Annotated in this window: 14 protein-coding genes, 1 pseudogene and 1 riboswitch; of the genes and pseudogenes, 6 read left to right on the forward strand and 9 right to left on the reverse strand. The window is 67.7% G+C overall.

The genetic code is table 11. The features are described 5' to 3' along the window. Positions 1–71: 71 nt before the first annotated feature. Both OCL97_RS16550 and OCL97_RS16555 read right to left on the reverse strand, forming a co-directional pair. Positions 72–1,034 (reverse strand): lipid A-modifier LpxR family protein, encoded by a 963-nt coding sequence (locus OCL97_RS16550; protein ID WP_377370959.1) that lies wholly within the window; start codon positions 1,032–1,034, stop codon positions 72–74. Positions 1,035–1,102: 68 nt separating this feature from the next. Further along, on the reverse strand, positions 1,103–2,968 hold the full coding sequence (locus OCL97_RS16555; RefSeq protein ID WP_377370960.1) for a ribonucleoside-diphosphate reductase subunit alpha: 1,866 nt from the start codon (positions 2,966–2,968) through the stop codon (positions 1,103–1,105). Between the two features lie 308 nt (positions 2,969–3,276). Further along, positions 3,277–3,462, forward strand: a riboswitch (yybP-ykoY riboswitch). Between the two features lie 17 nt (positions 3,463–3,479). Between OCL97_RS16555 and OCL97_RS16560 the strand changes: the two genes are divergently transcribed. Continuing rightward, positions 3,480–4,043: a TMEM165/GDT1 family protein gene (locus tag OCL97_RS16560; RefSeq protein ID WP_305761391.1), complete on the forward strand. Its 564-nt coding sequence runs from the start codon at positions 3,480–3,482 to the stop codon at positions 4,041–4,043. On the opposite strand, the gene OCL97_RS16565 is transcribed toward OCL97_RS16560, so the two are convergent. The 4 genes from OCL97_RS16565 to OCL97_RS16580 form a co-directional block, all read right to left on the reverse strand. Then, positions 4,040–5,824, reverse strand: coding sequence for an SLC13 family permease (locus OCL97_RS16565; RefSeq protein ID WP_377370962.1), 1,785 nt, complete (start codon positions 5,822–5,824; stop codon positions 4,040–4,042). The two genes, OCL97_RS16560 and OCL97_RS16565, sit on opposite strands and share 4 nt — an antisense overlap. A 40-nt stretch (positions 5,825–5,864) precedes the next feature. After that, positions 5,865–8,954 (reverse strand): bifunctional proline dehydrogenase/L-glutamate gamma-semialdehyde dehydrogenase PutA, encoded by a 3,090-nt coding sequence (gene putA, locus OCL97_RS16570; RefSeq protein WP_377370963.1) that lies wholly within the window; start codon positions 8,952–8,954, stop codon positions 5,865–5,867. 187 nt (positions 8,955–9,141) lie between these two features. After that, positions 9,142–10,326, reverse strand: a complete 1,185-nt coding sequence (locus OCL97_RS16575) for an OmpA family protein (protein WP_377370964.1) — start codon at positions 10,324–10,326, stop codon at positions 9,142–9,144. 616 nt (positions 10,327–10,942) lie between these two features. Then, positions 10,943–12,730: a cation:proton antiporter domain-containing protein gene (locus OCL97_RS16580; RefSeq protein ID WP_377370965.1), complete on the reverse strand. Its 1,788-nt coding sequence runs from the start codon at positions 12,728–12,730 to the stop codon at positions 10,943–10,945. 82 nt (positions 12,731–12,812) lie between these two features. Here OCL97_RS16580 and OCL97_RS16585 point away from each other — a divergent pair, with 82 nt between their 5' ends. From OCL97_RS16585 to OCL97_RS16605, 5 genes and pseudogenes are all read left to right on the forward strand, one after another. After that, complete coding sequence (locus OCL97_RS16585) at positions 12,813–13,208, forward strand: DUF2946 domain-containing protein (RefSeq protein ID WP_377370966.1); 396 nt, start codon at positions 12,813–12,815, stop codon at positions 13,206–13,208. A 197-nt stretch (positions 13,209–13,405) separates the two neighbouring features. Continuing rightward, positions 13,406–13,585 (forward strand): annotated as a pseudogene (locus OCL97_RS16590) (DUF1775 domain-containing protein); the annotation flags it as partial. Positions 13,586–13,599: 14 nt separating this feature from the next. Beyond that, positions 13,600–14,085, forward strand: coding sequence for a copper chaperone PCu(A)C (locus OCL97_RS16595; RefSeq protein WP_304783878.1), 486 nt, complete (start codon positions 13,600–13,602; stop codon positions 14,083–14,085). Between the two features lie 79 nt (positions 14,086–14,164). Next, entirely contained in the window at positions 14,165–15,796 is a 1,632-nt protein-coding gene (locus OCL97_RS16600) for an AMP-binding protein (RefSeq protein ID WP_377370967.1), read from the forward strand. Between the two features lie 84 nt (positions 15,797–15,880). Next, positions 15,881–17,920 (forward strand): M13 family metallopeptidase, encoded by a 2,040-nt coding sequence (locus OCL97_RS16605; RefSeq protein WP_377370968.1) that lies wholly within the window; start codon positions 15,881–15,883, stop codon positions 17,918–17,920. A 326-nt stretch (positions 17,921–18,246) separates the two neighbouring features. Here the strand turns inward: OCL97_RS16605 and hisG are convergent, their stop codons facing one another. From hisG to hisS, 3 genes are read right to left on the reverse strand one after another with little or no spacing between them, the layout of a single operon-like run. Further along, on the reverse strand, positions 18,247–19,197 hold the full coding sequence (gene hisG / locus OCL97_RS16610) for an ATP phosphoribosyltransferase (protein ID WP_377370969.1): 951 nt from the start codon (positions 19,195–19,197) through the stop codon (positions 18,247–18,249). Next, positions 19,194–20,330, reverse strand: coding sequence for an ATP phosphoribosyltransferase regulatory subunit (locus tag OCL97_RS16615; RefSeq protein ID WP_377370970.1), 1,137 nt, complete (start codon positions 20,328–20,330; stop codon positions 19,194–19,196). Before OCL97_RS16615 ends, hisG begins: the two co-directional genes overlap by 4 nt. Beyond that, positions 20,327–21,799 (reverse strand): histidine--tRNA ligase, encoded by a 1,473-nt coding sequence (hisS, locus tag OCL97_RS16620; protein ID WP_377370971.1) that lies wholly within the window; start codon positions 21,797–21,799, stop codon positions 20,327–20,329. Before hisS ends, OCL97_RS16615 begins: the two co-directional genes overlap by 4 nt. Between the last annotated feature and the right edge of the window lie 50 nt (positions 21,800–21,849).

A 21,849-nucleotide genomic window follows, 5' to 3' on the forward strand; every position in this document is an offset into this window, starting at 1 on the left:
GAGCGCAACGGGAAATTCGGTTCCCATGCTTAACCGTCGCACCCCCGCTGATTGCATCTTTCCCTTCAAGATCAGCGCCTCGGCTTGATGGACATGGTGACCGCGACCATCGAGTCGTCGCGATGGTCCCAACCCATGAGCGTGTGAGCCGCCTTCACCTTGCGCCGCATCCAGGCCAGGGACGCCTGGACAGACCCCTTGCGCCAGCCAACACCTGCCTGGATGTCGTTGATCAAGGCGCTGGAGGTGTCGGTGGACAGGCCCCGGGCGCCCCAGTCGCCATTGGTGCGCTGGACATTCAGGCCCACCGCCCGGCCGCTGGCGGCGGCGAACAGGTACCAGCGGCCTTCGTCGCCGAACCGGGCGCCATCGCGGACGCCCAGGCTGTTGGCCCAGCCTTCGGCCTTCCTGCGCAGGCGCACCACGGCGCCGGCCTCGGCTTCGCCGCCGGCGTTGGAGATTCCCACCCCCGCGTGGGGTGTGAAGTCCAGGTCGAAATCGCCGGCGGCGGCCGCCCAGAGATTGGGCCAACCCCGTGTGTAGCTGACAGCATAGGCGTCGGTATCGGTGGAGACCGCCTGGCCCGGCCGGGGCGGAAGCGCGCCTGGCGTGCGGGCGATCTGGCCAACCGAGATCCGCAGGGCGTCCACGGCGCCGAGGGCGGGGCGAGCGAAGGCCATTTCGCTGACCTTCCAGCGGGCGACCCCCTCGCCGGGCACATAGGTCTCGGCTGTCAGGGGGTTGGTGCGGTCCAGGGCCGTGCCCGTATAGGCGGGCTGACTGAAGGCCGGTTCAAGCCCAGCCTCCACAATAGGCCGGTCCACCGTCGCGGGGGCTGGAGTCTGTTGGCTGAAGTCGGCGGCGACCGCCGCCGTGCTGGCGAAGACGGCGGACCTGAGGTCCTGCCAGTGCTCCTGGAAGACCTGGTCCCCCGGAGAGGTTTCCACCTGTGGCGCTGGGAAGACGGCGGCGCCGAGCGCGGCGGTGGTCGCCGCGCACCCGATCATCACCGCCGTGACCGCCAGAAACCGCATACCCACCCCAGATGTGCGCCGTTAGTTCCTTAACGATAACGCAGCTACCCGAGTTTGGCGCCAGGGTTCTACTGGCAGGCGAGGCACTCGTCGTAGTCTGTCTTTTCCGAGGGTCCCTGGTCGATCATCACCAGGCCTTCGCCCCCGGCGTGGGCCGCCCGCTGCACCGACTTGGAACGCAGGTAGTAGAGCGACTTGCAGCCCCGTTCCCAGGCCTGCCAGTGCAGCATGTGCAGGTCCCACTTATCCACGTCGCCGGCCAGGAAGATGTTCACCGACTGGGATTGGCAGATGTCGGGCGTCCGGTCGGCGGCCAGTTCCACGACCCAGCGCTGATCCAGTTCGAAGGCGGTCTTATAGACGTCCTTGTCGTCCTGGCTGAGGAAGTCCAGGTGCTGGACCGAGCCCTCGTTCTCGAGGATGGAGTCCCAGGTCGCGGCGGTGTTCTGGCCCTTTTCCTCGAGCAGGCGCTCCAGATAGGGGTTCTTCACCGCAAACGTGCCCGACAGAGTCTTGTGGCTGTAGATATTGGCCGGGATCGGCTCGATTCCGGCGCTGGTGCCGCCGCAGATGATGGAGATCGAAGCAGTCGGCGCGATGGCCAGCTTGTGGCTGAAGCGTTCCATGACGCCTGCGTCGGCAGCGTCCGGGCAGGGACCGCGCTCGGCGGCCAGGGTGCGGGACGCCGCGTCGCACTGGCGACGCAGGTGCTTGAAGAGGCGCATGTTCCAGGACTTGGCGAGCGCGCTCTCGAAAGGCACGTTCTGGGCCTGGAGCAGGGTGTGGAAGCCCATCAGGCCCAGACCCACCGACCGCTCGCGGATGGCGGCGTAGACGGCGTTCTTCATCTCCGGCGGGGCGCGGTTGATGAAGTCCTGCAGGACGTTGTCCAGGAAGCGCATGATGTCTTCGATGAACGTCGGGTGGTCGCGCCACTCCAGGAACTTCTCGGCGTTGACCGAGGAGAGGCAGCAGACTGCGGTGCGTTCGGCGCCCAGGTGGTCGGGGCCGGTGTGCAGCATGATCTCGGAGCACAGGTTCGACTGCCGGACCTTCAGGCCGAGGTCGCGCTGATGCTGCGGCATGGAGCGGTTCACGGTGTCGGCGAAGATCAGATAGGGCTCGCCGGTCTGCAGGCGGATCTCCAGGATCTTCTGCCACAGGCTGCGGGCGTCGACTTCCTTGACCACCTCGCCGGTCTTGGGCGAGCGCAGGCCAAACAGCTCGCCGTCGCGGACGGCTTCCATGAAGGCGTCGCTGATGGAGATGCCGTGGTGCAGGTTCAGGGACTTGCGGTTGAAGTCGCCCGAGGGCTTCCGGATCTCCAGGAACTCCTCGATCTCCGGGTGGTGGATATCCAGATACACCGCCGCCGAGCCACGGCGCAGGGAGCCCTGGCTGATGGCCAGGGTGAGGCTGTCCATCACGCGGATGAAGGGGATGATGCCGCTGGTCTGGCCCGCGCCCTTCACCTTCTCGCCGATGGAGCGGACGCCGCCCCAATAGGTGCCGATGCCGCCGCCGTTTGAGGCCAGGGCCACGTTCTCGTTCCAGACGCCCTGGATGCCTTCCAGCGAATCGCCGACGGCGTTGAGGAAGCAGGAGATCGGCAGGCCGCGGTCGGCGCCGCCGTTGGAGAGCACCGGGGTGGAAGGCATGAACCAGAGGTTCGAAATGTAGTCATAGACCCGCTGGGCGTGGTCGGCGTCGTCGGCATATGCCGTGGCGACGCGGGCGAACATGTCCTGGTAGGACTCGCCCTGCAGCAGGTAGCGGTCTTCCAAGGTGGTCTTGCCGAAGTCGGTCAGCAGGGCGTCGCGCGAGCGGTCCACCTCCACCTTGCGGACCAGCTGCAGCTGCGGTCGATCGGCCCGCTCCGGGGCCACCGTGCTGGCTTCCGAGGCCGTCCGCAAAACCGCTTCACTGCTGCTCATGTTTCAAAATCCATAACTATCAGGCGCTTCGGTCTAAGAACCGCCCCAACACGGCAAGCCCTACATCTAGTGGTCGCCTGCCCCAGACACGCAGCATATGGGGGCTGATGCTAATGACTCGTCAACGGGGGGAATGGACGCGTCCCCAGGCTTTTTCGTTAACGAGGTCTTAACCTCGCCCTCCGGCGATTGATGGGCAAGGCTTTCCGAGGCGCCTGGGGACGATTGCTCACGACAGTGTGACAAATGACCTCGCCCGCCGCGCGCGCCGTTTTCGACTTGCGCCCGGACGCCCTGCGACCTATCCCCACGCCGTCACTGGGGAGTAGCCGCCTGCGGTTCCAGCAGGGGACGCGTCAACAGACTTGCAGAGGGTTTTCCCGCCCCGAGCATGGCGCGTCCGGCGATTGAGCTTGGCGAGACCTTTGGCTTTCGTGCGCTGATCTTTTGCGGGGTCGGCGGCGCGGAAAGCCATTGGTTGTGCCTGACCCCGCCCGGACGCCTGTTTTCAATGGAAGCCTTCCTCGTTTCGACCGGCCTCGTGGCCATCGCCGAAATCGGCGACAAGACTCAACTGCTGGCCATCCTGCTGGCCGCGCGATTCCGCAAACCCGTCCCCATCCTGCTGGGAATCCTGGTGGCCACCATCGGCAACCACGCCCTGGCGGCCGCCGTCGGCTCGGTGGCCGGCGCCTTCTTTGACGGCCCCTGGATGAAGTGGGTGCTGGGCCTGGCCTTCATCGCCTTCGCCGGCTGGGCGCTGATCCCCGACAAGTTCGAGGACAAGGACGCCCCGCGCGACCGGGCCGGCGCATCGATCTTCTGGACCACCCTGGTGGCCTTCTTCTTCGTGGAGATGGGCGACAAGACCCAGGTGGCGACCGTGGCCCTGGGCGCGCGATTCCATGACGTCGTGCTGGTGTCCCTTGGCACGACCCTTGGCATGATGCTCGCCAACACCCCGGCGGTGTTCCTTGGCGACGTGGCGGCCACCAGGCTGCCGCTCAAGGCGATCCGCATCGCCGCGGCGGCCTCCTTCGCCGCCATCGGCCTATGGATCCTGATCTGGGGCTAGCCTCGGACCAGGGGCCAGACCCGGGCGATCAGCGGTGTCCCTACCACCAGGACCAGCAGGGTCAGCGGCGCCCCCAGCCGGGGGTAGTCGCTGAACTTGTAGCCCCCTGGGCCCATCACCAGGGTGTTGCACTGGTGACCGATGGGGGTGAGGAAGTCGCAGGCCGCCCCCACGGCGACGGCCATCAGGAACGGGTCAGGATTCAAGCCCAGCTTCAGGGCCAGGGCCGCGCCCACCGGGGCGACAATCAGCACGGTCGCGGCGTTGTTCAGGAAGGGCGTGGCGGCCATGGCCACTCCCATGATGGCGGCGAGCGCCAGCATGGGCGCCTGTCCCTGGAAGGCCATCGACAGCCAGCCGCCGATCAGGTCTGCGCCCCCGGTGGTCTGAATGGCTTCCGACACCGGTATCAATGCGGCGATCAGCACCAGCACTGGCCCGTCGAGGGCCGAATAGGCCTCACGCATGCGGATCGAGCCGATGGCGATCATCACCACGGCCGCGCCGAAGAAGGCGATGGCCACGGGGAGCACCTGGAAAGCCACCAGGATCATGGCGGCGGCCAGGATGATCGCCGGGGCCAGGGCATGACGGATGCCCCCCAGCCGCACCTCCCGCTCCGCCAGCGGCAGCAGGCCCAGGGCCGTCAGCGCGGCCGGCAGGCTGCGCTCGCCCCCCTGCAGGACAATGACGTCGCCGGCCCGGAGGCGGACCCGGTTCAGGTGCTGGCTGAGGCGGAAACCCGAGCGGCTGACCGCCAGCAGGTTGACCCCGTGCCGGCCGTGCAGATCGGACCGTAGGGCAGTCTCGCCGATCAGGCCCGACTCAGAGCCCACCACCGCTTCCACGACACGCACCTCCTCGGTGGGCTCCCCCATGGAGAGGGGCTTGTCGGCCCGGGTGAGCTTGAGTTTCGCCCGGGTGATCAGATCGTCCAGGCCGTGGGGCTCGCCCTCCAGCAGCAGGGTGTCGCCGGGGAGTATCTTGGTGTTGGGGTGAGGCTGGGACTTGCGCTTGCCGGCCCGGAGCAGGGCCATCACCCGAACCTCGTTGTGGGCCATGTGGTTGAAGTCGGCGACGCGGTTCTTCTCGAAGGTCCAGTCGTCGGGAACCTTGACCTCGGTGAAATAGGCGTTGGCGGCCAGAGCCGCGTCAATATTGGTGGCCGGCGTGCGCCCCTTGGGCAGCATGCGATACGCGAAGGATAGGAACAGGATGCCCATGGCCGCCAGGGCCAGGCCGACGGGCGCGTAGTCATACATGCCGAAGGGCTTGCCCAGGATGTCCTCGCGCACCTGGGAGACAATGATGTTGGGGGCCGTGCCCACCAGGGTCACCAGACCGCCCAGCAGGGCGCCGAAGGACATCGGCATCAGCAGGCGGCCAGGTGAGGTCCCCGTGCGACGCGCCACCTGGAGCGCCACCGGCATCATGATGGCCAGGGCCCCGACGTTCTTGGTGGCGGTGGACAGCAGGGTCACAGCGGCGGTCAGCACCGGGACCTGGCTGCGCTCGGTCTTCAGGTAGGGGAGCAGGGGCCGCAGCGCGGCCTCGATGATGCCCGAGCGCGCGAAGGCGGCGCTCACCACCAGGGCGCTGGCGATGATCACCGTGATGTCGTTGGAGAAGCCATCGAAGGCTTTCGCAGCCGGCACAACCCCAAGCAGCACGCCGGCCAGCAGCGAGACCAGCGCGATCACGTCATACCGGAACCGGCCCCAGACGAACGCGCCGATCGTGACCACGACCAGCCCAAAGGCCAACGCCTGTTGATGCGTCATCACAGTCCCCCAGCCCAAAGGCTTGGGCGGGGAACGCGTATCAAGGGTTGAGGTTCAAGAGCGCCGGATCGCCGCCTTGCGCGGCGATATTGACGCTGACCGCCCGCTCCACGGCGTAGCGTAACAGGGCGTGCGGGCCGCCGGCCTTGGGGCCGGTCCCCGAAAGCCCCTCACCGCCAAAGGGCTGAACGCCCACCACGGCGCCGATCATGGAGCGGTTCACATAGAAATTGCCGGCGGGAACCGCGGCGCGGACCTGGTCGGCGAAGCCCTCGATTCGGCTGTGGACGCCCAGCGTCAGGCCATAGCCGGTCTCCGCCAGGGGCCCAGCGGCCGCCTCCAACCTGGCGGCGTCGTAGCGAACGACGTGAAGCACCGGCCCGAAGACCTCCTTCTGCAGAAAGGCCGAGGACGGGATTTCCGCCAGGGTCGGCGCGAAGAAGACCCCGCTGTCGGGCGCCTTCATCCGGCGCAGCACCTTGGCCTCCTGAGTCAGGCGGGCCAGGTGAGCTTCCAGGACGCCACGCGCCTCCGCGTCGATCACCGGGCCGATGTCCGTGCGCGGATCAGCGGGATCACTCAGCACCAGGGCGTCCATGGCCCCGGCTAGACCCTCGATGAGTTGGTCAGCGGTCTCGCGCGGGACAAACAGGATGCGCAGGGCTGAGCAACGCTGGCCCGCGGAGCCGAAGGCCGAGTTGATGACGTCATCGATCACCTGTTCGCGCAGGGCGGTGGCGTCCACGAACATGGCGTTCAGGCCGCCGGTCTCGGCGATAAGGGGCACGATGGGGCCGGGTCTCGCCGCCAGCGTCCGGTTGATCGCCCAGGCTGTGTCGACCCCTCCGGTGAAGGCGACGCCGGCGCAGGCGGGGTGGGCGACGAGGGCCGCGCCGACGACCGCGCCGTCGCCGGGCAGCAGATGGAGCACATCGGCCGGGAGGCCGGCCTTGTGGAAGAGCCTCACGGCCTCGGCGGCGATCAGCGGGGTCTGTTCGGCCGGCTTGGCCACCACAGTGTTGCCGGCGGCCAGAGCCGCGGCGATCTGGCCGGTGAAGATGGCCAGGGGGAAGTTCCAGGGACTGATGCAGGCGAATACGCCACGGCCGTGCAGGGAGAGCTGATTCACCTCCCCCACGGGCCCCTTCAGGGTCTCCGGGCCTGAGAACTGCCTTTCGGCCAGATGGGCGTAGTAGCGGCAGAAATCGGCGGCTTCGCGAACCTCCGCCACGCCGTCGCCATAGGTTTTGCCGGCTTCCACAGTGCAGATGGCGGTAAGGCGGTCGCGGTGGGTTTCCAGGACGTCGGCCATGGCCCTCAGGACCTGGGCCCGACCGTGGCCGCCCCGGGCGTCCCAGGCCGGCTGGGCCGCCTTGGCGGCGGCGAAGGCCTGGCCGATATCCACGTCGCCGGCATCCCAGGTTTGGCCAATGGTCCGTCGACGGTCGCCAGGCGAGATGCGTGGCGTGCTGGCCCCGGTCCCGGTCTCCTTGCCCGCCACAAGGGGGCGGCTGGTAAGGAAGTCGAGGTCCGCCACGGCGGCGGTCAGACGATCGCGGTCCGCTGCGATGGAGAGGTCGACCCCGGTCGAGTTCTTTCGCGCCGAACCATAGAGGTCTGCCGGCAGCGGAATGCGCGGGTGCGGGGCGCCGCCGGCAGCCTCAACGGCGCCGACGGGATCGCCGACCACCATCGACACCGGTGTCTTCTCGTCCAGCAAGGCGTGGACGAAGGAGGTGTTGGCGCCATTCTCCAGCAGGCGGCGCACCAGATAGGGCAGCAGGTCCTCGTGCCCGCCGACCGGGGCGTAGACCCGCAGCTTCAGGGGGCCGTAGCGGTCTGCCGCCCCGGCGTAGAGGGCCTCGCCCATGCCGTGCAGGCGCTGGAACTCGGGCTCCACATTGGCCTGCCGCGCCATCTGGCGCACGGCGGCCAGGGTGTGGGCGTTGTGGGTGGCGAACTGCGGATACAGGGCCGGGGCGGCCGCCAACAACACCCGGGCGCAGGCGAGATAGGACAGGTCGGTGGCTGCCTTGGTGGTGTAGACGGGATAGCCCGGCAGCCCGCCCACCTGGGCGCGCTTGATCTCGGAATCCCAGTAGGCGCCCTTCACGAGGCGCACCATCAGGCGGCGACCCGTGGCTCGGGCGATATCGGCGACGGCGGCGACGGTCTGGGGGCTCCGCTTCTGATAGGCCTGAACGGCGAGGCCGAGCCCCTTCCAGGTCCCGAGCTCCGGCTCCCCGGCCAGGCGCTCCAGCAGCTTCAGTGAGATGACCAGCCGGTCGGCCTCCTCGGCGTCGAGGGTCAGGTTGATGTTGGCCTCGGCGGCGATCCTGGTCAGACGCAGGATGCGCGGATAGAGGTCGGCCCACACCCGATCTTCCTGGCGCGCCTCATAGCGCGGCGACAGAGCCGAGAGCTTTACCGAGACGCCGTGGCCGGCCTCCGGCCCTTCGCCCCTCGCGCGCCTGCCCACCACGGTGAGCGCGTCCGCATAGGCCTTCTCATATTTGTCGGCGTCGGCCGTGGTGCGGGCCCCCTCCCCCAGCATGTCGAAGGAACAGACGAAGCCGTCAGCCGCCGCGCGCTTGATGGCCTGGTCGATGGTCCGGCCCAGGACGAATTGTTCGCCCATGATCTTGACCGCCGCGCCGACGGCCTGGCGGATGACCGGCTCGCCCAGGCGTCCGGCCAGCCGACGAATGAAGCCCGGCAGGTCGGCGCGCGCCTCCTCGTCGGGATCGATCAGCTTGCCCGTGAGCATCAGGCTCCAGGTCGAGGCGTTGACCAGCAGGCTGTCGGAGCGGCCCAAGTGGCTCGCCCAGTCGGCCGAGGCGATCTTCTCGGCGATCAGCCGATCCCGGGTCCCCTCGTCGGGGGTGCGCAGCAGGGCCTCAGCCAGGCACATCAGAGCCAGGCCCTCCCGGGTGGAAAGGGAGAACTCCTGCAGGAAGCTCTCGACGACCCCTTGCTTGGCCGCCCCCTTGCGGGCGAAGCGCACCAGGGCCTCGGCCTCCTGGCGAACCTCCTCGCGATCCTCGACGCTGAGGGGCCGGCTGGCGATCAGAGCGGTGACCGCCTGACGTTCATCAACAAATTTATCCCGATCGAGATCGTCGAAAGACATGCCCGGCCCTCATTCAGGGCCTGAAAATGCAAAATCGTTGCGGGAAATACAAGGCAGGCGCGGAAAGTTGACCGCGCGAGGCCTGAGCGCAGGCGGCCAGGCCAACTGGCCCAGGCCCCATAGCAAAAGGGCCCGGTCTTGCGACCGGGCCCCTCGCTTAGTTCGGCGAACCGCCGAGATCGATATCTTAGAAGTTGATGTCGATCGTCGAACGGCGGTTCAGCGGTTCCTTCACGCCGTCGCCGGTGGGAACGGCGAGCATGGTTTCGCCCTTCCAATCGACTTGCAGCGAGCCGGCGCCGACGCCTTGACCGACGAGCGCGTCAGCCACGGCCTTGGCCCGACGTTCCGACAGGCGGACGTTGTAGGCCGGCGAACCGGAGGAGTCGGTGTGACCGACGACGACCACTTGGGTCGCACGGCCGCCGTTGGCGTAGTTCGCGGCTTCCGAAACCACCGTCTGGGCTTCCGGCGTCAGGACGTACTGATCGAACGGGAAGTAGACGATGAATTGCCTGGCTTCATACGCCGGCGGGGGCGGAGGAGGCGGGGGCGGGGGAGGCGGCGGGGGCGGGGGCGGCGGGGGCGGCGGGGGCGGCGGCGGCGAAGCGAAGGAGTAACGCAGGCCGATCGTCACCGACTGGTCGCGGTATTCGCCGGAGAACACGCCGGGTTGCAGGGCGCCGGAACCGGTCGACGCGAAGTCGAGGTCCGAACCACCGAGCCAACGGTAGGTCAGGTCGACGTCGAGGTTGTCGGTCGCCTGCCAGGCCAGACCGGCGATCAGTTGATAGGCGAGCGCCGTATCGTCGTCATCGATGGTCAGGTTCTGGATGGCGGGGTTGGCGGCGGTGATCGCGCCGGTCACGGTCGAGAATTGGCCAACCGTGTCGAGCTTGACGTGATTGATACCAACGCCGGCCCCGACGAAGGGGTTGATCATCGCGCCGGGAGCGAAGTCATAGAGCACGTTGCCCATGACGGTCCACGACTCGATGGAGCCGGTCGGCGAGCCGCAGGTCGCCGCAGCGACGGTCCGCAGAACGCCGGGGGTGCAGAGGCCGAGGATCGAATTGCCGGCGCCGCCGCGGATCGACTTGATGTCGCCGGGACGGTAGCCGCCTTCGAGTTCGACGCGCCAGTGGTCGTTCAGCTGATAGCCGAGACGAGCGAACCCAGCCCAATCTTCTTCCTGGTTGAAGGTCCAGGAATAGGGAGCCGCGTTGAGCGCGTTGTTCGACGAGGTGGCCTCGATGCCTTCGGGCCAGTGGTAGCCAAGATCGATGGCGCCGTACCAGCCTTCTTGCGCGGAAGCGCCGGACGCGGCGAATACCGCAGCCAGGGCGGCTCCCGCCAGGAGTTTGAATTTCATATCAGAGCCCTCTCATTGCCCTCTGCTGCGGCCTTATGACCCAGCACCTTTATAACAAGGCCGAAGCGCGGCGAAAGTGTCGCCGAAGCCACACCGACCGCCAATTTGCCCGACCCGCGAACTAGACACCAGGACGCTACACAATAAACCCCTAAGCGATCAACTTAGAGACGGAGGACAGAGCCCTCCATCGAACCACTCCGACGCTCCTGGCGGGCGGCGAAGTGTCGAATTCCAACGTTGAACTGTTACCGGCCGAGTCAAAACGGTCGCCACCGGCGCCCGTCGGCGAAGGCCGAGTTCCACGATTATCTTGTAAAGCGGTCGGATAGTCGCATGGCTGCAGGAACGGCGAAACAGCGCGTGTTTCGGTCAATCCCCAAGCTCCAAACGACATTCCTTGCCCCTATCCACCGGCGCGCCCCTATCGCACCGACCCCAGAACGTCGGTCCCTATGATTGGTTCCCGACTAATTTTCAGAGGCGTTTCGGTGATGAAGTTGGGGCGTCTGTGTCTCTTTCAAGTCATAGTGTGGCGCATATAGCTCGAGTTGCACAATTAGTTCGCGTAACCGTGGAATATGACGGCGCCAGGGGCTTCCGCCCCCATGCCGGATCAGAGTTCGATGTTGCGGCGGTACCGCCGCGTGCGGCCGCCCAAGGCCTCGGGACGGTTGAGAGACCTGCGGAATTCGTCGCGGCGCTCGTGGATCGAGGCGATGATCAGGCCCATCGGGACACCGATCTCCACGAGCACAGCCTCCGAAAGCTGGAGGGACGCCTCGACCGTTTCGGGAACGGCGTCGGTGGCGCCCAGTTCATAGAGCCGCTGAGCGTGGCGAGCGTCACGCGCCCGGGCGACAATGGTCAGATCTGGGCGCATCTGGCGCGCCGTTGCGACGATGGCCTCCGCGCCTTCGGGCGCATCCATGGTCACCACCAGGGACGGAGCCGTCTCTAGGCCGCAACGCTTGAGGAATTCCGGCCGTGAAGCGTCGCCGAAAAAGATCGCCTCACCGGCGTGACGGGCCGCCTCCACCAGCCGCGGGTCGCGCTCGGCGGCGACCCAGGGGATGTCATGGCGATTGAGCATCTCGCCGACCAGGCGCCCGACCCGACCATAGCCCACCACCAGGACCCTAGGCTCTTCACCTTCGCCCATGGAGGCCGGCTCCGGCGACAGTCCCTCGCCCTGCGCCTTGCGCCCGCCCAGCTTGAGACCGAGGGCCGCCAGCAGCGGAATGCACATCATCGACAGCGTCGAGGCCACCAGCACGGTCTGGCCGATAGTCCGATCGACGAGCCCATCGCCCATGGCGGCCGCGAGGATGACGAAGGCGAACTCGCCGCCGCCCGCCAGAAGCAGACCGGCCTCGATCGCCGGTGGCGACCTCAGGCCGAAAAGGCGGGCCAGTCCGTACACCACCGAGGCGTTCAGAACGATCAGACCGATGGCCATCCCCAGCACCAGCAGCGGTTTGGCCGCCAGGATGGACAGGTCGAGCCCGATCCCCACCGAGACGAAGAACAGGCCCAGCAGCAGGCCCTTGAACGGCTCAATGGTGACCTCGACCTCATGGCGGTACTCGGTCTCGGCCAGCAGCAGGCCGGCGATGAAGGCGCCCAACGCCATGGACAGGCCGGTGAGCGCGCTCACCAGCCCCGCCCCGATCACCACCAGCAGGCAGGCGGCCATGAACAGCTCTTCGCTCTTGGCGCGGGCCACGGACTTGAGCATCGGCCGCAGCAGCAACCGGCCAAATACCACCAGCCCCAGGATTCCCAGGAGCGCCGGGGCGAAGGCCAAGAGGATCTTCGGCGAGAAGGCCTGGTCGCCACCGCTGCGGCCGAGAATCGCCAGGGTGATCAGGATCGGGGCCACCACCAGGTCCTGAAACAGAAGGACAGAGAAGGTGGCGCGGCCGGCGGTGGAGTGCTGGCGCTTCTGCTCGGTCAGAATCGGCATCACCACGGCTGTGGAGGACAGCGCCAGGGCCGCGCCGATGGCGACGGCGGCCACGGGATCCACGCCAAAGGTGATGGCGACGCCGGCGATGGCGGCGAGGCAGAGCCCAACCTGCAGGGCGCCCATGCCGAACACGAACCGCCGCATCAGCCGCAGCCGTTCCCAGGATAGTTCCAGCCCGATCATGAACAGCAGGAAGACCACGCCGAACTCGGCGAGCTGGGCCACCTCCTGGGGATTGTCGATGGTGAAGTAACCCACCCAGGCAAAGGTGTCGCTGAGCGCGCCGAGGCCAAACGGGCCGAGCACAACGCCCGCGCCGAGGAAGCCGAGGATGGGGCTGATCCGCCAGCGGCGGAACAGAGGCACGATCACGCCGGCGGTGGCGAGAAAGAGAATGACGTCCTTGTATTCGCCGGGCGAGACGTGGCCTTCCATGCGTTCTCCTCGTGGATGCGAGCACTATGCCCGGTGGGAGGGGGCTTGCGAAACCTGCTTTCGAAGCCGTATGACCGCCGCCATGCAAATCAGGGCGCAACGGGGCAGGGCGCGGCGGCGTACGCCGCTCTCCGTGCTGTTTGCGGTCGCCGCCCTGCTGATTCAGGCCCTGCTGCCGGCCGCGTCTCTGGCCGCCGAATCGATCTCCTCCGTCCGCGTTGAAGTCTGCACCCCGGAAGGCGCCACCACTGTGGTCCTCGACCGGGACGGCAAGGCGCAGAAGGGCTTTGCCGGCCTTCCCTGCCACGATTGCCTGGGCGCCACCCTGGCCGTGACGACGACGCCGGAGCTTTCAGTCGTTCCGATCGCCTATTCGCCCGAGCGCATCGTTCAGGCGCCGTCCGTGGTGGTCGTGCTTCGCGGCGCCCGGGCCCCGCCGCGCCCCTTCGGCCAAGGACCTCCAACTCTGTCTCTCTGACATCTGCATCCCGCGCCGGATCCGTCCGCGCGTCCTGACGTCTTTGATTCTGGAAGTTCACATGCTCGTTGCTTCACGCGCCCCGCTGTGCGGCCTGCTGCAAGCCGCCACCGCCCCGGCCGCGCCTTCCTTGGCTTTCGCGGACGAACAAGCCACCGTCGACAGCGTGGTCGTGATGGCGGCCCGCCGACCAGTTCGACGCGTTCGCCGTGCTTACCAAGCTGCCGCCCGAGCCCGGTGTCCCCTACTTCCCCATCGTCCAGACCTGCGGCGCCGAGGAGTCCCAATGGGCGGGGATTCCCGATCCCGGCGAAACCAGCCTCAGCCACCCTGCGCCGGCGCTCCGCGTCCTGCCGGCCGAAACCCATCAACACTGATATAGAGTAGCCCCATGCGCACGCTGATCCTCGGCCTCACCGCCGCCCTCTCCGTCACCGCGGCCCAGGCCGCCACCTACCGTCTTGGCGGGCTGGAAGTTGACCAGCCCTGGAGCCGGCCCTCCGCCGCCGGCGCGAATGGCGCGGGCTATATGACCCTGACCAACCGAGGAGCCGCCTCAGACACCCTGGTCGCCGTCGAGAGTCCCGCCGCCAGGAAGGTGGAGATGCATCGCACCACCACGGACGGTGGGGTCATGAAGATGCAACGCCTGGACAGCGTCCTGCTGCCTCCCGGCAAGGCCATCACCTTCGCTCCGGCGGGCTATCACGTCATGCTGATCGGCCTGGCCAAGGCTCAGAAGGCCGGCGACGCCGTCCCCGCCACCCTGGTCTTCAAGAGCGGCGCCCGACTCAAGGTCGTGTTCGCCGTAGGCGCGGGGCCGACGGGCGGCGCCGCGGCCACAGGCGCCAAGGCCATGGAACATATGAACCACTAAAACGGCCGTTCGGTCGGCGTTGACAGCAGCGCCGACCGACCGTTTATGCGCCCCATATTTTAGGTATGGAGGATTGCCCGTGGAGGTTTGGAATTACGCCAACCTGTGGGAGTCGGTGGCCCAGGCCACCCCCGAAAGCCCCGCTCTTATTCATGGTGACCGCGTCGTCAAATGGCGCGACTTCGACCGCCGCGCCAATGCGCTGGCCCAGCATTTCATCGACGCGGGACTGACCCACCAATCGAAGGTGGCGGCCTATCTCTATAACGCGCCCGAATACATCGAGACCTATTTCGCGGCCTTCAAGGGTGGCTTCGCCCCCTTCAACACCAACTACCGGTATGGCGGCGACGAGCTGACCTATCTGTTCGACAACGCCGACGCCGAGGCCGTGGTCTTCCACGCCTCCTTCGCCGAGATGGCCGACAAGGTGCGCGCCAACCTGCCGAAGGTGAAGACCTGGGTGGCGGTCGCCGAGCCCGGCCATCCGGTCCCCGCCTGGGCCGCCGACTACGACGCCATCGTGGCCAAGGGCGCCGACCGGGTCGAGGGTCCCTGGGGCCGCTCGGCCGACGACCTGCTGCTGATGTACACCGGCGGCACCACCGGCATGCCCAAGGGCGTGATGTGGCGTCAGGAGGATCTGTTCAAGGGTCTGGGCGGCGGCGCCAACCTGCTTCTGGGCCTGCCGCCGATGGAGCGGGTGGCCGAGGCCGGCGAGCGCGCCAAGGCGGTGGAAGCCTCGGGTGAACAGCCGATCACCATTCCCGTCGCCCCGCTGATGCACGCCACGGGCCAGTTCATCGGCTTTGGCCAGCTGATCGCGGGCGGCGCCATCGCCACCCTGCCCTCGCGCAGGTTCAACCCCGCCGAGCTCTTCGACGAGGTCGAACGCCTGGGGGTTTCGGGCCTGATCATCGTGGGTCCGGCCTTCGCCGCGCCGATGCTGGAGACCCTCGACGCCAATCCGGGCAAGTGGACCATGGCCAGCCTGAAGCGGATCATCTCGTCGGGCGCCATGTGGGGCGCCGAGAACAAGCAGGGCCTGCTGAAGCATCTGCCCAACATCATGCTGATGGACAGCCTGGGTTCTTCCGAAGCCCTGGGCCTGGCGTCGTCGGTGTCCGGCGGCGGGGCTGCGGCCGGTACGGCGAAGTTCACCACCGGCCCCAACGCCGCGGTCTTCACGGAGGAGGGCGAGCGCGTCCTGCCCGGTTCGGGCGTCCGCGGCCTGGTGGCGGTCGGCGGCTTCACCCCGAGCGGCTACTACAAGGACCCGGAAAAGTCGGCCAAGACCTTCCGCACCTTCGAAGGCAAGCGCTGGAGCGTGCCCGGCGACTGGGCGACCATCGAGGAGGACGGCTCCATCACCCTGCTGGGCCGCGGCTCCCAGGTGATCAACACCGGCGGCGAGAAGGTCTTCCCTGAGGAAGTCGAGGAAGCCCTCAAGCGCTTCCCCGGCGTCCGTGACGCCGCCGTGGTGGGCGTGCCCGATCCACGCTTCGGCGAGCGCATCTGCGCCATCGTCGAAACCGTCGGCGGCGCAACGCCGTCCCTGGCCGAACTGGCCACCCACGTGAAGGGCCTGCTGGCCGACTACAAGGCCCCCCGCGAGCTGGTCCTGGCCCCGGTCAACCGCGCACCGAACGGCAAGCTGGACTACAAGACGTTGAAAGCCGTGGCGGTCGAGAAACTCGCCGCCAAGGTTTGAACGTAACTAAAATGTAACGAGCCACGGAGGGCGCGACCGGGTCATGGTCGCGCCCAAATCCCTATCCGAGGCTTTGAAAACCCGATGAAGACCTACTGGCTCGCCGCCTGCGCGGCGTCCGCCCTGGCGCTTGGCGCCCTCCCCGCGCTGGCCGCCGACGACCTGGCCAAGGCGCCCCGCCTGGGCCCCTGGGGCTTCGACGCCGCCGGCCGCGACCTGACGGTGAAGCCTGGTGACGACTTTTTCCTCTACGCCAATGGCGTTTCGCAGCAGAAGCTGGTGATCCCCGCCGACCGCTCGCGCTATGGCCCCTTCGACGTATTGAACGAACTCTCCGTCAATCGCATGCGTGCGGTGCTGGAGAAGGCGTCGGCCGACAAGGCCGCGGCCGGCGATGAGGCCCGCATCGGGGTCATGTATCGCAGCTTCATGGACGAGGCGGCGGTCAACGCCCTGGGCGCCAAACCGATGGCGGCGGACCTCGCGGAAATCCGCGCCTCCAGGAACCTGAGCGACGTGGCACGGGTGATGGGTGAGAGCCAGATGAAGTTCGGCGGCTCGGTGTTCGGCGCCTATCCCGGAGACGACGCCAAGGATCCCGACCACTATGTCATCACCCTGATCCAGGGGGGTCTCGGCCTGCCCGATCGCGACTACTACCTGGACGAAAAGTTCGCGGTGCAGAAGGCCGCCTACGAGGTCTATGTCACCAAGCTGCTGACCCTGTCAGGCTGGGCAGACCCCGCGGGCGCGGCCAAGGCCATCGTCGCCATGGAGACCGAGATCGCCAAGGTCTCCTGGACCCGGGCCGAACGCCGCGACGACGACAAGACCTACAACCTCTTCACCGTAAAGGAGCTGGCCACCTTCGCGCCGGGCTTTGACTGGACCGCCTTCATGGCCGGCGCCGGCCTCGGCGAGGTGAGCAAGGTGGTGGTCGCCGAGAACACCGCCTTCCCGAAGATCGCCGCCATCTACGCCAAGACGCCGATCGAAACCCTCAAGGCGTGGCAGGCTTTTCACCTGGCCGACCAGGCCGCGCCCTACCTGTCCAAGGACTTTGACCAGGCCCAGTACGAGTTCCGCAGCAAGACCCTGTCGGGCCAGCCGGTCCAGGCCGAGCGCTGGAAGCGCGGCGTCGCCCTGGTGGACAACCACATCGGCGAGGCCTTGGGCAAGCTTTACGTCGAGGCCTACTTCCCCGCCGACAGCAAGGCCAAGATGGACCTCCTGGTGGCCGACGTGAAGGCCGCCATGAAGGGCCGGATTGAGAAGCTCACCTGGATGAGCGCCCCCACCAAGGCCAAGGCGCTGGAGAAGCTCTCGAAGTTCAGCGTGATGATCGCCTATCCCGAGACCTGGCGAGACTATTCGGCGCTCAAGCTTGAGGATGGCGACCTCTACGGCAATGTCGAGCGCGCCAACGCCTTCGAGTGGCGTCGGACGGTGAACCGGCTGAACCAGAAGGTGGACAAGAAGGAGTGGGGCATGACGCCCCCCACCATCAACGCCTACTACTCCCCCACCAAGAATGGCATCGTCTTCCCGGCCGCCATCCTGCAACCGCCCTTCTTCGATCCCGACGGCGATCCGGCCATCAACTACGGCGCGATCGGCGGGGTGATCGGCCACGAAATCACCCACGGCTTCGATGATCAGGGTCGCAAGTCCGACGGCGACGGCCGGCTGACGGATTGGTGGACCGCGGAGGACGCCGCGAAGTTTGACGCCCAGGCCAAGATCTTCGGCGCTCAGTACGCCGCGGTCGAGGTCCTGCCGGGCGCCCACATCAATCCCGAACTGACAATGGGCGAGAATATCGCCGACCTGGGCGGGCTGCTGCTGGGCCTGGACGCCTATCACATCTCGCTGAAGGGCAAGCCCGCCCCGGTGATCGACGGCCTGACCGGCGACCAGCGGGTCTTCCTCGGCTGGGCCCAGGTCTGGCGGTCGAAGTCCCGCGACGACCGAACCCGCCAGCGGCTGGTCTCCGACCCCCACGCGCCGGAACAGTACAGGGTCAATATCCCGGTACGGAACATCGACACCTTCTACGAGGCCTTCGGCGTCAAGCCCGGTGAGAAGATGTACGTGGCCCCGGAGAAGCGCGTCCGCATCTGGTGAAGAAACGAGACCGTGGAGCCGGGGAAATCCGGCTCCCTTCTTTTTGACTCGTACGTCAAAAATTATGTCGGGCAAAAATTTGGCCCGTTGCGGGGGATAATCGCAACGGGCCTTATTTTGAGCCGAAGCTCTTATTGAGCGGGCGTTTCCTCCCCGAAACGCCGGAGACTGTCGAACTAGTGTCGCCATGTCTCTCGCAGGACTGAGAAAACGGCAATTTCTCGCCCGAGTCAATGCGCTGGAACCTCCCTTGTGGCGGAAATCTGATCAGATTTTCGCGATTAGGTGGATTCAACCGGAGCGCGGGGTTGTTTTTGACTCCTGAGTCAATTCTTCACTCGCCTAGCGAGCGACTCGAACGGCGCGCAACTTGTTTCGAAGACGAAATCAGGTCGTGACGCGGTGACCGGACCGCGCCCTTTCGCGGTTAACAGCAGGGAGATCGCCGCGATGCGGTCCACAGGCGCCAGCACTCCGTTCGGACGGCGTGTCGCGCCGGCCGCCACCAGATCGCCGATCAGGTCCTCGTCGCCCTCGCTGTCGGGCCAGACCAGGGTCGCGCTGTCGTGGGCGGTGGCGCGCGCCTCGATCACCCGCAAGAGGCGCTCGGCGACCGCCAGCTGACCGTCGGACCAGGTCGCCCGCAGCGACGCCGCGAGTTGGGCCTGGCTCCTGAGGATCACCCCATCGCCCAGGATCTTCAGGCCATTGGCCACCAGGGTCGCACCCGTGGTGGTGATGTCGACGATCAGCTCAGCGGCTCCCGCCGCCGGAGCTCCCTCCGTCGCGCCGCTGGATTCGGTGATCCGGTAGTCCGCAACGCCGTGGCGGGCGAAATAGGCCCGGGTCTGCACCAGATACTTGGTGGCCACCCTCATGCGCCGCCCTGTGCGGGCCAGCACGTCGTGGGCCACCTCCTCCAGGTCGGCCATGCTATCGACGTCAAGCCAGCTCTTGGGCACGGCCACCACCAGGTCGGCGCGGCCAAACCCGAGCGCCCGCAGCAGCAGGGCGCGGCTGTCGAGGTCGCCGCCACGCTCGCGCAGCAGGTCCTCTCCGGTGACGCCCAGGTGGACCTCGCCGCTATCCAGGGCCTCGGCTATGTCGCCGGCTGAGAGCAGGCGCACCTGGGCGCCGGCCAGGCCCTTGATCTCGGCCATGTAGCCCCGGGCGCCGCCGCTGACCGAGAGCTTCAGCCCGCAGTCGGCCAGCCACTCCTCGACCTGTTCCTTCAGGCGGCCCTTGGAGGGGACCGCGATGATCAGGGGCCCGCTCATGCCTCGCCTCCATTGAAGGCTCGCCAGGGCCGGACCATGCAGCCCACGGCCCGCCCGCCGGCCGGGCCATTCAGACGCGCCGGCAATCCGTCATAACGCCCGCCGACGGCCACCGGGCGATCGGCCCCCAGCGCGGTGGAGCGAACCTCGAAGGTCAGGCCGTCATAATATTCGAAGGCGTGACCCAGGGTGGTGGCCATCAGCATGGCCCCCTCCGGAACCCCGGCCTTGGTTAGCAGGGCCAGGCGTTCCTCCCAGTCGGCCAGGGCGGCGCTGAGAAGCTCCCCCTTGGCGCCCGGAATGGCGCGGATCGCGGCCAGCGCCTTGGCCGGCGTGTCGGAAATGCTGAGGAAGCCACCCAGGCTTTGCGCCTGGTCAAGGCTCAGGGCGGGCGCCCGGGCGGCTTCAGCGCGACGGATGAGGCGCTGGGCGATCTCGACGGGTCCCCGGCCGCCGACAGGCTCGATGCCCGCCAGAGCCCAGACCTCTTCCAGGAGGACGGCGGCTTCGTCCGGTGAGCGGCCGGCCAGCAGATCGGCGAGGCCGCTGCTCTCCACGGGCTTGGCCTCGACCCCGGCGCGGGACAGCTCGGCCTGCAGCAGACGGGGCCGGGACGCCGCGCGCTTCAGACGTGCCGCCAGCGACGGCGCCAGGTCCAGCCCGTCCACGAAGGCGGCGAACAGGCCGATATCCCCCAGCCACAGCATCAGGTCGTCCCGGCCGCCGGCCACAGACGCTTTCCAGGCCAGGGACGCGATCTCGGCGTCAGCCTCGAGAAGTGTGGCCCCGGCGGCGTCGAACCGCTCCAGGCCGATCTGCACGAATTCCTCGGCGCGGTCGGCATGGTCCGGCGAGGCTCGGAAGGCCTTGCCCTCATAATAGTAGCGGCCCGAGGCGGAGCCGCTCTCCAGGTGCTGACGGGTGACCGGCACGGTGAAGTCGGGACGCAGGCAGGCCTCCTGCCCGCCCTCGGCCTGGACCACGAACAGGCGCGCGCGCATGGCCTCGCCCGCCAGTTCCAGCAGCAGGCCCAGGGGCTGGAGGATCGGCGCATCAACGCTGGAAGCGCCCGCGCTCAGCGGCGCCCGGAGCTTTGCCAGGACATCGGCGGGAACTCGCGGTTCGGCCCTCACTTTCCGGCGTCCAGGATACGGCGCAGGGCCGGAACCAGCTCGGCGCGCGGAATGGTCTGCTGGCCGGGCCGCTGCTCGCGCCACTCGGCGTTCTCGGTGACCCCGGCGGAGAGCTCGCGCCCCAGGTCCAGGTCCTTGATGGTCACCGTGCCCGCTGCGATCTCGTCGCCCCCCAGCATGATGGCGGCCGGCGACATCCGCCGGTCGGCGTACTTCATCTGCGGCCGCATGCCCGAGCTGCCCAGATAGACCTCGGCGGCGATGCCGGCGGCGCGCAGCTCGCCCACCACGCCGTAATAGGCGGCCATGTCGTCGGCGCTGAAGGCGATCACCACCACCGGGCCGCGCGCCTGCCCGCCGAGGTCCTGGCCCGCCGCGCGCAGGGCCGAGGCCAGGCGCGAAACGCCGAAGGAGAAGCCCGTGGCCGGGGTGCGTTCCCCGGTGAAGCGGGCCACCAGGTCATCATAGCGTCCACCGCCGCCCACCGAACCGAACCGAACCGGGGCGCCGTTCTCATCCTTGGTGGCCAGCAGCAGCTCGGCCTCGAAGACCGGGCCGGTGTAGTATTCCAGGCCGCGCACGATGGACGGGTCGAACATCGCCCGGTCCGGCGCGACCCCCATGCCGATCAACGCCTTGTCGATCCGTGACAGCTCTTCCAGCCCCTCGTCTCCCTCCGGCGAGCCGCCGATCACATTGGCGATGCGGTCGAGGGTCTCGGAGCGGCCGTCCATCCCCGCGGCGGTGAAGGCCAGCACGGCCTCGGCGGCGGCGGCGTTCAGGCCGGCCCCCTTGGTGAAGGCGCCGGACTCGTCCTTGCGGCCCTCCCCCAGCAACAGGCGCACGCCCTCCGGACCCAGGCGATCCAGCTTGTCGACGGCGCGCAGCACCGCCAGCTTCTGGCTCTCGGTCGTCACGCCAGCGGTGGTCAGCAGGCCATTCAGGAGCTTGCGGTTGTTGATCTTGATGACATAGGCGCCGGCCGGCAGCCCCGCCGCCGACAGGCCGTCAGCGGCCATGGCGATGATCTCGGCGTCGGCCTCGGGCCGGCTTGAGCCCACGGTGTCCGCGTCGCACTGGGTGAATTCGCGGAAGCGGCCGGGACCCGGCTTCTCGTTGCGCCAGACCGTGCCGAAGGCGTAGCGGCGGAAGGGCTTGGGCAAGGTCTCCCAGTTCTGCGCCACGAACCGGGCCAGCGGCGCGGTCAGGTCGTAGCGCAGGGCCATCCACTGTTCGTCGTCGTCCTGCAGGGCGAAAACCCCCTCATTGGGACGGTCAGCGTCGGGCAGGAACTTGCCCAGAGCGTCGGCATATTCCAGGGCCCCGGTGTCGAAGGCCTCGAAGCCGTAGCGCTCATAGACCTCGGAGACCTTGGTCAGGATCTGGCGTTCGGCGGTGAGATCGCGCGCGCGGCGGTCGTTGAAGCCGCGCGGCGCGCGGGCTTCCGGACGTGTCGGGTCATTCGTCATGGCGCGCGCTTAAGCGATGGCGGCGCGCGCGGCAAGGCGCGGGCGTCGGC

Origin of the sequence: Phenylobacterium ferrooxidans (assembly GCF_042714595.1) — a bacterium.
Taxonomy (GTDB): Bacteria; Pseudomonadota; Alphaproteobacteria; order Caulobacterales; family Caulobacteraceae; genus Phenylobacterium; species Phenylobacterium ferrooxidans.